Origin of the sequence: Blastococcus jejuensis (assembly GCF_039534705.1) — a bacterium.
Classification (GTDB): domain Bacteria; phylum Actinomycetota; class Actinomycetes; order Mycobacteriales; family Geodermatophilaceae; genus Blastococcus_B; species Blastococcus_B jejuensis.
The window spans coordinates 54459-67359 of record NZ_BAAAVV010000010.1; the positions used below are offsets into that span (position 1 = coordinate 54459).

Annotated in this window: 7 protein-coding genes and 3 pseudogenes; 7 read left to right on the forward strand and 3 right to left on the reverse strand. The window is 75.3% G+C overall.

What is annotated here, in order from left to right:
• The first annotated feature begins 97 nt into the window (after window positions 1-97).
• From serC to ABD644_RS22745, 4 genes and pseudogenes are all read left to right on the forward strand, one after another.
• Entirely contained in the window at window positions 98-1213 is a 1116-nt protein-coding gene (gene serC, locus ABD644_RS17855) for a phosphoserine transaminase (protein WP_344690358.1), read from the forward strand.
• Window positions 1214-1920: 707 nt separating this feature from the next.
• A pseudogene (locus ABD644_RS22735) lies at window positions 1921-2994 on the forward strand (GAF domain-containing sensor histidine kinase); the annotation flags it as partial.
• Window positions 2995-3150: 156 nt separating this feature from the next.
• Window positions 3151-3489: pseudogene (locus tag ABD644_RS22740) on the forward strand (response regulator transcription factor); the annotation flags it as partial.
• 192 nt (window positions 3490-3681) lie between these two features.
• Window positions 3682-4032: pseudogene (locus ABD644_RS22745) on the forward strand (ATP-binding protein); the annotation flags it as partial.
• Here ABD644_RS22745 and ABD644_RS17865 read toward each other — a convergent pair.
• Together ABD644_RS17865 and ABD644_RS17870 are read right to left on the reverse strand one after the other, a co-directional pair.
• Window positions 4001-5512: a circularly permuted type 2 ATP-grasp protein gene (locus ABD644_RS17865; protein WP_344690360.1), complete on the reverse strand. Its 1512-nt coding sequence runs from the start codon at window positions 5510-5512 to the stop codon at window positions 4001-4003. The pseudogene ABD644_RS22745 and the gene ABD644_RS17865 sit on opposite strands and share 32 nt — an antisense overlap.
• Complete coding sequence (locus tag ABD644_RS17870) at window positions 5509-7389, reverse strand: S9 family peptidase (protein ID WP_344690362.1); 1881 nt, start codon at window positions 7387-7389, stop codon at window positions 5509-5511. Before ABD644_RS17870 ends, ABD644_RS17865 begins: the two co-directional genes overlap by 4 nt.
• 258 nt (window positions 7390-7647) lie before the next feature.
• On the opposite strand from ABD644_RS17870, the gene sepH reads away from it, so the two are divergent.
• From sepH to ABD644_RS17885, 3 genes are all read left to right on the forward strand, one after another.
• Window positions 7648-8610: a septation protein SepH gene (gene sepH / locus ABD644_RS17875; RefSeq protein WP_344690363.1), complete on the forward strand. Its 963-nt coding sequence runs from the start codon at window positions 7648-7650 to the stop codon at window positions 8608-8610.
• 135 nt (window positions 8611-8745) lie between these two features.
• Complete coding sequence (locus ABD644_RS17880; protein WP_344690364.1) at window positions 8746-10530, forward strand: ABC transporter ATP-binding protein; 1785 nt, start codon at window positions 8746-8748, stop codon at window positions 10528-10530.
• On the forward strand, window positions 10527-12377 hold the full coding sequence (locus ABD644_RS17885; protein WP_344690365.1) for an ABC transporter ATP-binding protein: 1851 nt from the start codon (window positions 10527-10529) through the stop codon (window positions 12375-12377). Before ABD644_RS17880 ends, ABD644_RS17885 begins: the two co-directional genes overlap by 4 nt.
• 19 nt (window positions 12378-12396) lie before the next feature.
• On the opposite strand, the gene ABD644_RS17890 is transcribed toward ABD644_RS17885, so the two are convergent.
• Window positions 12397-12771, reverse strand: a complete 375-nt coding sequence (locus ABD644_RS17890; protein ID WP_344690366.1) for a LapA family protein — start codon at window positions 12769-12771, stop codon at window positions 12397-12399.
• Window positions 12772-12901 lie beyond the last annotated feature (130 nt).

A 12901-nucleotide genomic window follows, 5' to 3' on the forward strand; every position in this document is an offset into this window, starting at 1 on the left:
CTGACGTGCCGACGGCCCGGGCCCGCCTCGCGCGGTCCCGGGCCGTCACCGTCCTGCCCCGACGTGACCGACCCCGAGAAGCGAGAGGCGACTTCGGATGAGCATCACCATCCCGGCCGAACTCCTGCCCGCCGACGGCCGCTTCGGCTGCGGGCCGTCGAAGGTGCGCCCCGAGGCGCTCCGGGCCCTGGCCACCGACGGCGCGGCCCTCATGGGCACCTCGCACCGCCAGGCGCCGGTGAAGGGCCTGGTGCGCCGCATCCGGGAGGGCCTCTCGACGCTGTTCGACCTGCCCGACGGGTACGAGGTGGTGCTCGGCAACGGCGGGAGCACCGCGTTCTGGGACGCGGCGATCCTCGGGCTGATCCGGCAGCGCAGCGCGCACGGCGTCTACGGCGAGTTCTCCGCCAAGTTCGCCTCCGGCGCCGCCGAGGCGCCCTTCCTCGACGAGCCGGTGATCGCGAAGGCCGAGCCGGGGTCGCTCGCCCTGCCGAAGGCGCAGGACGGTGTCGACGTCTACGCCTGGGCGCACAACGAGACCTCGACCGGTGTCATGGCGCCGGTCGCCCGGCCGCACGGCGCCGACGCGGACGCCCTCGTGCTCATCGACGCCACCAGCGGCGCCGGGGGCCTGCCGGTGGACATCGACGAGACCGACGTCTACTACTTCGCCCCGCAGAAGAGCTTCGCCTCCGACGGTGGCCTGTGGATCGCGCTGATGTCGGCCGACGCGCTCGGGCGGATCGCGGAGATCAAGGCCTCGGGTCGCTGGATCCCCGGGTTCCTCGACCTGTCGATCGCCGTCGACAACTCCACGAAGGACCAGACCTACAACACCCCCGCCGTGGCCACGCTGTTCCTGCTGGCCGACCAGATCGACTGGATGCTCTCGCTCGGCGGGCTGGACGGGGCGGTCGCGCGCACCCGCGAGTCGTCGGACCGCCTGTACCGGTGGGCCGAGGCATCGGAGTACGCGACCCCGTTCGTGACCGACCGCGCGCAGCGGTCCCTCGTCGTCGGGACGGTCGACTTCGCCGACTCGGTGGACGCCGCCGCGCTGGCCGCGACGCTGCGCGCCAACGGCGTCGTCGACGTGGAGCCCTACCGCAAGCTCGGCCGCAACCAGCTGCGGGTCGGGATGTTCCCCGCGGTGGACCCCGACGACGTGACCGCACTGACCGCCTGCATCGACCACGTGGTCGAACGCCTCTGAACCAGTCTGCGCCCGGGCACCATCCGGGGAGCGCAGGTACGTTGCGGGGGCGGGTCGCTGACATCGAGGTCGGCCGGATGCCTGCCGCACACACGGTCTCGTGGTGCTCCGAGCTGTCCCGGTGGGAGGTGGACGTGGTTCGCGGTTCCTCGTCGGACCCCGGCGCGGGCGAGCTGTTCGCCGACGGAGGCGAGGCGGGGCGGCTGATGGCCGCCTACGACTGGACCGCGACACCCCTGGGGCCGGTTCCCTCGTGGCCGGCCGCCCTGCGCCACGCCGTCCGTACCGTGCTGGTGTCGAGGTTCCCCATGGTGCTCACCTGGGGGCCCGAGTTCCGCCAGTTCTACAACGACGCCTACGCCCCCTTGATCGGCGCGAAGCACCCGGCGATCGGCGAGGACATCCGGATCACGCTCGCCGAGGGCTGGGACGCGCTGGGGCCGCCGATCGAGCACGCCATGACCACGCGGGAGGCCTCGTGGCTGCCCGGTCTGCTGCTCCCCCTCGAGCGCGCCGGGTACCGCGAGGAGACCTACTTCACCGTCTCGCACGCCCCCGCGTTCGGTGACGACGGCCGGGTCGCCGGCATGCACGCGGTCCTCACCGAGGTGACCGGCGAGATCCTGGCGGCTCGCCGGCAGCGCCTGCTGCACGACCTGTCCGCGGTCGGGGGGCGGCTCGGTGACGAGTCCGCGACGGTCACCGCGATGTGCCGGGCGGTGGGCGAGGCCGCTCTCGACGTGCCGTTCGCCGCCGTGTACCTCTCCTCCGCCGACCGGCCGGGTTACGTCCTCGCCGCCGCGGCCGGCTGCGACCCGAGCGGGCTGCCGGAGATCGTCGACGACCCGGCGGCCCTCGCGGACGCGGCCGGGGGCCTGGCCGTCGCCGGCGGGCCGTGGGGCGACCCGGTGACGGCGAGCGTCGTCCTCCCTCTGCGCACCACGCGGGACGGCGGACCGACCGGGCTCCTGGTCGCCGGGCAGAGCCCCAACCGCGCGCTGGACGAGGACTACCGCTCGTTCTTCGAGCTGGTGGCCGGCCAGTTCGCCGGCGCCGTCGCCAACATCCGCGCGTTCGAGACCGAGCGCCGCCGCGCCGAGTCGCTCGCCGAGCTCGACCGGGCCAAGACGACGTTCTTCACCGACGTCAGCCACGAGCTGCGCACCCCGCTCACCTTGCTGCTCGGCCCGATCGACGACGTCCTCGACGACGGCGGGGCCCCGCTGCCCGCGGATGTCCGCGACCAGCTGACCCTGGCGGTGCGCAACGGCCGGCGCCTCCAGCGACTGGTCAACGACCTGCTCGACGTGGCCGGCATCGAGTCCGGGCGGGCCACCGCGGTGCGGGTGGAGACCGACGTCGCCGGCTTCACCGCGGAGCTGGCGGGGATCTTCCGCGCCGCCACCGAGCGGGCCGGCCTGGCGCTGACCGTCGACTGCCCGCCGCTGCACCGCCCGGCGCACGTCGATCCGCGCATGTGGGAGAAGGTCGTCGTCAACCTCCTCGCCAACGCGGTGAAGTACACGTTCGTCGGGGGCATCACGGTGGCGGTGCGCAGCGAGGACGACGGCTTCGTGCTCACCGTGGCCGACACCGGCGTGGGCATCGTCCCCGAGGAGATCCCCCGGCTCTTCCACCGTTTCCACCGCGTGCCGGGGGCGACCGCGCGCACCCGCGAGGGCACCGGCATCGGCCTCGCGCTCGTGCACGAGCTGACCAGGCTGCACGGCGGCGAGGTGCTGGTCGAGAGCGAGCCCGGCACGGGGAGCACGTTCACCGTCCGGATGCCGTTCGGCGCCGCCGACGCCACCGCCTCCCCCGCCGTCCCGTCCGACGTGGCCCGCGGCGAGGCCGAGAGCTGGGAGGCCGACACGAGCCGACCCGGCGCGGTCGCGGCCCCGGCGACCGCACCGCCGGGCGCCACCGTGCTGGTGGTCGACGACAACGCCGACATGCGCGCCTACCTGACCCGCCTGCTGTCCCCGCACTGGACCGTCCGGACGACGGCGAACGGCCATGAGGCGCTGGCGGCGATCGCCGAGCACGGGCCCGACGTCGTGCTGACCGACGTGATGATGCCGCGGGTCGACGGGTTCGAGCTGCTCCGCCGGCTGCGCCTGGACCCGGTCACCCGGGGGATCCCGGTGATCATGCTGACGGCGCGCGCCGGCCAGGAGGCCGCGGTGGAGGGGCTGGGGGCGGGCGCCGACGACTACCTCGCCAAGCCGTTCCGCGCCCAGGAACTCGTCGCCCGGGTCCGCGTCGCGCTGGAGCGGGCCGCCGGGCGGACCGCGGCCGCGGTGCCGGACGTCGCCGCCGAGCGTCCCGCGGCGGCCGTCGTCGCCGAGCCGGTCGTCCCCGAGCCGGTCGCGACCCGGCTGCCCGCACCGCGGCTGCCGGCCCAGCGGCTGGAGCCGCGCCCCGCCGTCGGGGGCAGCGGCCACGCCGCCTGGCGCCTGCCCTCGGACACCGCGTCGATCCCGGTCCTCCGCCGGGCGCTGCGGCTGCACCTGGAGCTGGCCGGTGTCGACGAGGAGCAGGCCTACGACCTGCTCCTGGCCGCCTGCGAGGCGGCGACCAACGCCGTCGAGCACGCCCAGGACCCGACGGAGCCGTTCGTCGACGTGGCGGCGACCGTCGCCGACGGCCGGGTGCGGATCTCGGTGCGGGACTACGGGCAGTGGCGGGAGCGGGTGCCGAGCATGGACCGCGGCCGCGGGTCCACCCTCATGACGGCGGTCGGCGAGATCACCGCGACGCCCAGCCCCGAGGGCACGACGGTGGTCATCACCGCCCTGCTGGAGAGCCCGGCGGCCTGAGCTCCCCCAGCAGCCAGGTGTCCTTCGTGCCACCGCCCTGCGCGGCCGCCGTCTCCGTCGATCCCGCCTGCGCCGCGACGCGGGTCAACGGCGCCGGGAGCACCCGCGGCTCCGGCGTCGCCACCGAGAACACCCGCAGGTCCACGTGCCGGGGCCGCAGCACGCCGTCGACCAGCGTCGGCACCGTCGTGGAGTCCACCGCCTCCCGCGCGACGAAGCGGTGCGGGGCCGCGGCCACCTCGGCGTAGAGCTGGGCCAGTTCGGTGGCCGACGCGGTGGGGCCGGCCACGGTGCCGCTGCCGCCGTAGCCCTCGGCCGGCTCGACCACGAGCTCGTCCAGCCGGTCGCGCACCTGCGCCCACTGGTCGGGGTCGGCCAGCAGCCAGGTGCGGACGGAGTCCAGCAGCGGGTCCTCACCCAGGTAGAAGCGGATCATGGCCGGCACGAACGCGAACGTCGTGACGTCGTCGGCCACGCCGTTCCCCGGCACGTTGACCAGCCCCAGCCGGCCGGCGCGCACGGCCTCGGCGAGCACCGAGTCCAGGGCCTGCCCGATGGGCGTCCGGTAGGCGCCGAGCGCGGCGTCGTCGAACCGGCGGTACAGCACGTCGACGGGCACCCGCTCGCCGCGGACCGCGAGCTCGACCCCGCCGTCGGCCCGCGGCCACACGTCGCCGGCACGGACCAGCGGAACGCCCAGGGCCTCGGCGAGGATCGCGTGCTCGGCGTAGGCGCCGTCGGTCTGCCCGGCGGTGAGGACGGCGACCGTCGGCGGCCCGGCGCACTCCGGCGGCGCGCCCGCGGCGAGGCCGGCCTGCAGCACCGGCAGCGCGGCCCGCGGGTCGACGACGCCGGAGTCCTCCGCCGGGCACAACCCCGGGACGGCGGCCCGCGCCACGTCCCGGCCGGCCAGCGCGAAGCCCAGCCCGGCGGGTGCCCGCAGCTCATCGCGCACGACGACCCAGCGGCCGTCGGAGGTGCGGACGACGTCGGCCGCGGCGATGCCCGCCCGCGCCTGCCCCGGCCAGGCCAGTCCCACGGCCTCCGGCGTGCGGCCCGGGCTGTGGGCGACGGCCCAGGGCGGCAGGACACCGGCGCGGACGACGTCGGGATCCCGGTCGGGGTCACCGCGCCGGCGGCCGGCCGCCCGGTAGGCGTCGGCCAGGAAGGCGGTGAGTGCACGGTGCCGCTGCTCGACGCCGGCGGCGAGCAGGGTCCACTCGGCGAGCGGCACCACGCGCGGCCACGGGTCCTGGCGGAATGGCTGCGGGTGCTGGCGTCCGTCCGACCACGCGCTCAGGCTCACGCCGCGGCGGCTGCGCTCCGCCTCCAGCGCGGCCGCCGCCTCGGCCAGCCCCGCCGTCCCGAGCCGGTGCAGCACCGGCCCGAGCGGCGCGTAGGCCGGGCGCAGCCGACCACCGGGCTCGACCGCCTCGTCGGCGACGGCTGCGGGGTAGTCGGCCAGCAGGTCGGGACTCACAGCCACCGATCGAACCAGGCGGCCACCCGGCCGCTGAGTTCGACGAGGTGGTCGCGTCCCACGACGGTGTGCCCCTCGCCCGGCAGCAGCAGCAGGTCGCTGGTCGCCCCGAGCGCCTGCAGGGCCTGGTGCAGCTGCACCGACTCCGCGACCGGCACGTTCGTGTCGCGGTCCCCGTGCGCCAGCAGCACCGGCGAGCGCAGCCGCTCCACCATCGTCATGGGCGAGATCGCGCCGAGCATCTCCCGGTCGGCCACCGGGTCCCCGTACTCGGTCACCGACGCCGCCGCCATCCACGGCTCGGTGCCGGCGAAGAAGGTCCGCAGGTCGCTCATGCCCGCCAGCGTCGCCCCGGCCGCGAACAGGTCCGGCCACCGGGTGAGCGCGACCAGGGCGAGATAGCCGCCGTAGGACCAGCCGTGCGCGCCGATCCGGCCGGGCTCGGCGATGCCGGCCGCGACGAGCCGGTCCACCGTCGTCGGGACGTCGAGGAAGGACGCCTCGCGGGCGGGACCGTCGTCGGCCGTCGTGAACGCACGCCCGCACCCGCCGGAGCCGCGCACGTTCGGCGCGAACACGGTGAACCCGGCGGCGACCAGGCTCTGGGCGACGGGTGAGAAATCGGGCCGCTCCTGCCCCTCGGGTCCGCCGTGGAAGCTCACGACCGTCCGGTTGGGGCCGCGGACGCCCCGGGGGACGTAGAGCCACCCGGCCAGCCGCAGCCCGTCGGCGGCGAGGTACTCGTGCCGCACCGGGGTCACGAGCAGCGCCGGGTCGGGGTGCTGGGGACCGGAGGGCAGCGGGACGGCCCGGTCGCCGCCGGTGAGCGGCACCCGCCACAGCGCCCGCGGCGCCCGCGGCCCGGTCAGCTCGGCGATCAGCGTCGCGCCGTCGGCGGCCAGCGACCAGCCGGGCATGACCGGCTCCGGCAGCCCGATCCGCCGCAGCACCGCGCCGTCGTCCAGGGCGTGCAGCCACAGCTCGGTGACGCCGTCGGTGGTCCAGACGGCGAGGACGGTGCCGTCGGCGAGCAGCGCGTACCCGTCGAGGTCGGCGTCGGGGCGGGCCAGGACCACCCGCCCCTCCCCCGGCACCCCGTCGTCGGACAGCGGGACGGCGACCAGGCCGGCTCGGTCGGTGAACGGCGGGCCGGGCAGGGAGGCGCGGACGTAGACCGACCCGTCGGGCCCGAACCGGCCGTCCTCCGAGGCGAGGCCGCCGGGGGCGTCGAGGGCCAGCACCCGGCGCTGCACCCCCGTGGCGACCTCGGCGACGACGATGTGCCGGTAGCCGCGCGGGCCGCGGCGGGCCAGCACGAAGCGCTCGTCGGCCGACACCGACGTGACCGAGAGGAAGCCGCCACGCGCGAGGGTGCGCTGCTCCGCGGTGACGACGTCCACGAGCACGACGTCGGCGTCGGGACCGTCTCCGGGGGCGATCGAGCACACGTAGTGGCCCGGGCCGGTCCATCCTCCGGCGAAGACGGTGGCGCGTGGGTCCTCGCCCGCCAGCAGGCGGCGCCCGGCGCCGTCCGGCCGCACGACGTGCAGCTCGGCGCAGATCGATCCGCCGGGGCTGACCAGGTAGGCCAGCCGGCCGCCGTCGGGCGACCAGGCGACGCTGACCACCTCCTGGTCGGGACCGGAGACCGTCCACGGCGGGGTGGCGCCGTCGACGGCGGCCACCTCCAGGCGCGGCGTCCCCGACCGGTCGGTGACGTAGGCGACCCGGTCGCCGTCCGGCGACAGCGCCGGGCACCAGGCTCCGGGCGCGCTCGCGATGCCCGCGATCACGCGGCGGACGTCCTCGGGCAGCCCGCTCGCGGCACGAGGCGCGAGCTGCGGACCGGACGGGCGCCGGGTCAGGGGGGTGGTCATCGCACCTCCTCAGGTGGTCGGCGGTCCGGCCGCGGACGGCGGCACGATCCCATGCGGGACGCGCGTCGGGACCCACTGTGCGCACCCCGCGTTTCCGGCAGATGTCATCGGCGGGCGGGAGTCCTCCCGGCACCATCTGCCCGCGCCCGCGGCACGCCGCGCCGCGCGCCTGCCGGTCGCCGTCGCGGCGCGCCGATAGCCTCGGCCTCCAGGTCTCATGCCGGGACCGGTCCGTGCTCGCCCGCTGGAGGTCCGCCCATGCGCACGCTGCGCCTCGTGGCGCTCTCCGACGACGGGAAGAGCCTGATCCTCGCCGCCGAGGGCGACGACGCCGAGACCGGTGAGCGTTTCGAGCTGCCGATCGACGACCGGGTCCGCGCGGCCGCCCGCGGCGACGCCCGCCGGCTGACCCAGATCGACGTCGACCTCGGCACGGAGCTCCCGCCGCGGGTCATCCAGTCCCGCATCCGCAGCGGCGAGACCCCCGAGCAGGTCGCGGCGTCCTCGGGCACCCGCGTCGAGCGGATCATGCGGTTCGCCCATCCGGTGCTGCAGGAGCGCGAGCGGGTGGCCGAGCAGGCCCGGGAGGCCCGCGTCCGCCTGTCGGAGGGCACGCCGAGCGTCGTCCTGCACCGGTTCATGACCGAGCGGCTCCGGCTGATCGACGCCGACCCGGCTGCCGTGGGCTGGGACGCCTACCGCGACGACGACGGCACGTGGGTGGTCAGCGGCACCTGGCGGGGCGGCGACAAGTCCGGCGTCACCCGCTGGGCGTTCGACGTCCCGGCGCGCACCGTCACCCCGCTCGACGCCGCGACGATGGACTTCGCGGAGGGCACCCGGCTGGTCCGGGTCGTCCCCGACGTCCCCTCTGGTGTCGGCGCCATACCGGTGCACCGGGCGAGCCGCCCGGTCTCGATGCTGCGCAGCGACGACCACCCCGCCGCACCCGAGCAGGACGAGCTCGACGCGCACCTCACCGACGACCTGAGCCACGTCATCGGGGTGGTCGAGGAGGAGCACGTCCGCGACGTGCACCCCACCGACGGCAGCCCCGACCGCGACCCCGCCCTGGACGCGCTGCTCGACGAGGTGGCCGAGCACGACACCGTGGTCCTCGCCCGCGAGGGCGAGCCGCTCGCGGAGGGCGAGGACGAGGACCCCCGGGCCCGCATCCCGGCCTGGGAGGACATCGTCTTCGGGGTCCGCCGCCACCGCTGAGCACACGTCCCCGCTTTCTGTACCGAAAGCTCAGCGCCGCACCGGAGCTTTCTGTACCGAAAGCTTCCGGAACTGCTGCGCCGCGAGCGAAACTCGTTCGCCTCGGTCACTACCTGCGCCTAGCCTCGACCCGCCATGGACACCGACCCGCCGCATCCGCCGCCCGCCGAGCGGGGCCGGCTGTCCGCGCTGCTCCGGCTGCGGCCGTATGCCCGCCCGTACCGCGGCTGGCTCGTGCTCACCGTCGCGTCCGCAATGCTGGCGTCGCTGGCGCAGCTCGCGGTGCCGCTGATCATCCAGCGGGTCGTCGACGGGCCGCTGGCCGACGGCGACCGCGCCGGGCTGATCCCCTACGTCGGGCTGGCTCTGGTCTTCGGCGTCGCCGAGGCGGCGCTGTTCTTCGTGCGCCGCTGGGCGATGAACCACAGCAGCCTGCGGCTGGAGCGCGACCTGCGCGACGCGCTCTACCAGCGGCTGCAGCGGCTGCCGGTCTCCTTCCACGACCGCTGGTCGTCGGGTCAGCTGCTCTCCCGCGCCACGAGCGACATGTCCACGATCCGGCGCTTCGTCGGCTTCGGCGGCGTCTTCCTGCTGGTCAACCTGGTCACCTGCGCCGTCGTCCTCGCGCTCCTGCTGCTCACCTACTGGCCGCTCGGCCTGGCCGTCCTGCTCACCACCGTCCCGCTGACCGTCGTCGGTCTGCGCTGGGAGAAGCGGTACAACGCCGAGTCGCGGCTCGTGCAGGACGAGCAGGGCGAGCTGGCGACGGACGTCGAGGAGTCCGTGCAGGGCATCCGGGTGGTCAAGTCGCTGGGCCGCAGCGGCCTGGTGTTCGACCGCTACGACCGCAAGGCCGTGCGGCTGCGCAGCCTGCAGCTGCAGAAGGTGCGCACCCTCGCCCTGCTGTGGTGCGTCTTCGAGTTCCACCCGCAGGTGACCCGCGCGCTGATCCTCGTCGGCGGCTCCCTCGCCGTCGGCACGGGCGCGCTCACCGTCGGCGGCCTGGTCGGTTTCGTCGCGCTGTTCACCGTCCTGCTGTGGCCGATCCTCTCGATCGGCTTCCTGCTCGCCCAGGCGCAGGAGGCGGCCAGCGCCTGCGACCGCATCGGCGAGCTCCTCGACGCGCCGCTGACCGTGGCCGACCGGCCAGGCCTCGAGCCGGCCGACGTCGGCTCCCCCGCCCGGCTGCGCTTCGAGGACGTCGGCTTCACCTACCCGGGCGCCGACCGGCCGGTGCTCGACGGCGTCGACCTCGACCTGGCGCCCGGTGAGACCGTCGCGCTGGTCGGGGCCACCGGCTCGGGCAAGACGACGCTGACCGCGCTGGTCGGGCGGCTGTACGACGTCACCGCCGGGCGGGTCACCGTCGACGGCGTCGACGTCCGCGACCTGCCGCTGGCCCAGCTGCGCAGCGTCGTCGCCGTGGCGTTCGAGGACGCCACGCTGTTCTCGATGAGCGTGCGGGAGAACCTCACGCTCGGCCGCCCCGACGCCGGGGACGACGACGTCGACGAGGCCCTGCGGGTCGCGCAGGCGGAGTTCGTGCACGACCTGCCCTGGGGGCTGGCCACGCGCATCGGCGAGCAGGGCCTGTCGCTGTCGGGCGGGCAGCGGCAGCGGCTGGCGCTGGCGCGGGCCGTGCTCGGCCGCCCGTCGGTGCTGGTGCTCGACGACCCGTTGTCGGCCCTCGACGTGCACACCGAGTCGCTGGTCGAGGCCGCGCTGCGCAGCGTGCTCGCCGGCACCACCGCGCTCGTCGTCGCGCACCGCCCCTCGACCGTGCTCCTGGCTGACCGGGTCGCGCTCCTGCAGGAGGGCCGGATCACCGCCGTCGGCACGCATTCCGAGCTGCTGGCCGAGGTGCCCGCCTACCGCGACCTGCTGGCGCAGGACAGCGAGCTGTCCGGGGCGTTCTCGTGACCACCGCCTCCTCCCCGGCCACCGGCTCGCCCGAGGACCCGCAGGAGCACTGGCGCGGCGTCGCGACCGAGAACACCGACGACCTGTCCACCGGCGCCGGCATCTTCCTGCGCGAGCGTTCCCGGCGGCTGCTCGGCGAGCTGCTCCAGCCGCACCGCCGCGCGCTGTGGGGGTTGCTGGTCACGATCGTGGTGCAGAACCTGGCCTGGCTGGCCGGGCCGTTCCTCATCGGGGTGGGCATCGACGTCGCCGTTCCCGCGCTGCTGGACGGCGATCCCGGCCCACTGGTCTGGATCAGCACCGCGATGGTGACCTGCGCCGTGCTGGACGCGGCGCTGCGGTTCCGCTTCCTCACCTGGTCGGGCCGGGTGGGCCAGGAGGTGCTGCTGACCCTGCGCCGGCGGGTGTTCACCCACGTCCAGCGGCTGCCGCTGTCCTTCCACGAGCGCTACACATCGGGCAAGACGATCAGCCGGCTGACCAGTGACGTCGAGTCGCTGGCCGAGCTGCTGGACGAGGGGCTCGACGGGCTGCTGACCGCGCTCTTCAGCGTCGTCACCATCGGCGTCGTCCTGGTCGTGCTCGACCCGCCGCTGGGCCTGGTCGCGCTGCTCGGCTTCCCCGTGCTGTTCTGGGTCGCCCGCTGGTTCCAGCGGAACTCGACGGTCGCCTACCGGCGCACGCGGGAGACGATCGCCGCGCTGATCGTGCAGTTCACCGAGACCTTCGGCGGCATCCGTGCCGTCCAGGCGTTCCGTCGCGAGCCGCGCAACGACGAGCTGCACGCCGCGCTCAACGAGGACAACCGGCTGGCCCACGACCGGGCGTTCTGGCTGATCGCGGTGTTCGTGCCGGCGGTGACGCTGATCGGCAACCTGGTCACCGTCGCCGTGCTGGGCTACGGCTCGCTGCGGGTGCTCGACGGCGCCCTCGCCGTCGGCACGCTGGTGTCGTTCCTGCTCTACCTGCGGCGGTTCTTCGACCCGCTGCAGGACGTCGCGATGTTCTACAACTCCTACCAGTCGGCGACGGCGGCGCTGGAGAAGCTGTCCGGGGTGCTGGAGGAGCGGCCCACGGTCGCCGAACCCGCCGACCCGGTGCCGCTGCCCGCGCCCCGGGGCGAGCTCCGCTTCGACGGCGTCCGGTTCGGCTACACCGACCGGACGGTCCTGCCCGGCCTGGATCTCGAGATCCCCGCGGGCCAGACGGTCGCGCTGGTCGGTGCCACCGGGGCGGGCAAGTCGACCCTGGCCCGGCTGGCCGCGCGGTTCTACGACCCGCTCGAGGGCGAGGTGCGCCTCGACGGCGTGCCGCTGGCGTCGCTGCGCGACAGCGACCTGCGGCGCGCGCTGGTGATGGTGACGCAGGAGAGCTTCCTGTTCACCGGCACGATCGCCGAGAACATCGCCTTCGGCCGGCCCGGCGCGACGCCGTCCGAGATCGAGGCGGCCGCCCGCGCGATCGGGGCACACGAGTTCATCGCGGCCCTGCCCGAGGGCTACGACACCGACGTGCACAAGCGCGGCGGCCGGCTGTCGGCCGGCCAGCGGCAGCTGGTCAGCTTCGCGCGGGCGTTCCTGGCCGACCCCGCGGTGCTGATCCTCGACGAGGCGACCAGCTCGCTCGACGTGCCCAGCGAGCGCCTGGTGCAGCACGCGCTGCGCACCCTGCTCGCCGACCGGACGGCGCTGATCATCGCCCACCGGCTGTCCACCGTGGAGATCGCCGACCGGGTGCTGGTCATGGAGGACGGCGAGATCGTCGAGGACGGCTCCCCCGCCGACCTCGTCGGTGGCACCGGCCGGTTCGCCGGCCTGCACCGCGCCTGGGCCGACAGCCTCGTCTGAGGAAGGCCCCTGCAGGGCCTCAGCGGCGCTTGTGGGCCTGGTGCCGCAGCTGGATGATCCGCGCGCTGCCCAGGATCAGCGTCACCAGGACGCCGCCGACCGCCGCGATCAGCAGCATGAGGGCCAGCGACGTGCTCCCGGTCATCCCGAGGAAGGTGACCTCGACGGTCTGCGTGTTCTGCACCATGAAGACGATCAACGCGACCGCGAGCAGGGCGCCGACGCACACGGTCACCCAGATCACCCCGGTGCGGGTCCGTGGCACCGACGGCCGGGCGGGAGGCGGTGGCGGGGGCGCGACCTGGCCGCGCTGCTGCGGGGCGACCGGCGGCGGGCCGCCCGCGGTGGGGCCCTGAGCGGTTCGAGGATCGATGGAGGGGTCGTGGAGGGACATCGCGCGCTCCGAGCACTACGTAGGGCCGGAGGAGTCGGCGCCGGGCTGTGCGCGCCGATCTGCCGGACAGCTCCGACGGTACGCCGACGCCGGTCCCGCTCCCAGGGGGAACAGCCTGGTGGGCCCGGGA